The organism is Candidatus Manganitrophaceae bacterium (genome assembly GCA_012960925.1).
Classification (GTDB): Bacteria; Nitrospirota; Nitrospiria; order SBBL01; family JAADHI01; genus DUAG01.
Genome location: DUAG01000022.1, coordinates 1 through 1,067 on the forward strand (window position 1 = coordinate 1; position 1,067 = coordinate 1,067).

Annotated in this window: 1 protein-coding gene; it reads right to left on the reverse strand. The window is 50.4% G+C overall.

Annotated elements, in window-relative coordinates; genetic code table 11:
• Nucleotides 1-276: 276 nt before the first annotated feature.
• Entirely contained in the window at nt 277-699 is a 423-nt protein-coding gene (locus EYQ01_03415; protein ID HIE64862.1) for a hypothetical protein, read from the reverse strand.
• Between the last annotated feature and the right edge of the window lie 368 nt (nt 700-1,067).

Sequence of the window (1,067 nt, forward strand, 5' to 3'; positions counted from 1 at the left end):
TGCCGGTGTTTTTTGATCCGTGGCCAGGCGCTCGGCCAGATCCTCCAAACGATTAGCGTGATAAAGATGCAGCATCAGCGGTGGGCGACAAAAGGCAATTGAAGCGTACAGGCATAGGCGAGATTATGCGCACCCATGAGGCTCATTGGGTGATCCCCGCTAAAGCCTACAAAATACCCGGTCGAAAATGTTCAAAAGAGACGAAAGTGAAGTTAAAACTGAAGAGACGGCGCCCTAAGGACGCCGTCTCTAAATTGTCAGACTTTTCCCAAAGCCTCATTCTCGCTGATATTCCAAATTCTTCTTGTTCGCATACTTCCAAAGATCGGGCCCCTCTCCCGCAATGTCCAGAGGTGCCATGGAGAAAAGCGGTTCGGGGGGGCTATACCTTTTCGCTTCAGCTGTTCCCAAAGGCGGCAAATTGTATTTTTCCCTGTCCTCTGGATGAGTGATTCTTGTATGGTCTTCGAACAGCCACGCTTGAAGCATCGCGTGCCGACGCGCTTCCCTATCATCAGTAATCTCATCTGCAGAGCCAGCGAACACGACCGGCGCAGGGATTGCGAAGATCAAGGCCAGACTAAGGATTATCGAAAAGATCCAGAAATCTCGATTCTCACAAACTTCGTAAAAAATATTTTTCTTTGTTCTGAACTCGTTGGTTCTATCGTTCCGTTGATGTACGTTGTCTTTGTTCATGGTATTGCCTCTTAGCTGTTATGAGTGTTTGTGTGGAACTCATCATCTGCGATCGAAGCATCTGTGGCAGTGATGTTTTTTACAAATTCACAACCAGCGCGGGTAGCGGCAAGAGGAAAAGACAACTAAACGCCCAGACAAGTGACGGCCGTCACATTTGCCGGAATGAAAAACTACAGCAGGGTGTCAAGAAAAGCAGCGACCCGGCGGTCAGCCCAGCAGGCCTATTGGATGATCCTGACGTCGGGCACAGCGGTTAGTTCAATCGGGTAAAGCGCGATGGATTAACGCATCCAGATCGCATCCACGGGGCAATGTGCCAAAGGCGCCACGATAACGGGGCGCCAGGCGCGAAGCGCAGAAGGCTT

Excerpts from the sequence above, each read along its gene's own strand:
- EYQ01_03415 (HIE64862.1), bottom strand. The coding sequence starts at position 699 with ATGAACAAAGACAACGTACATCAACGGAACGATAGAACCAACGAGTTC.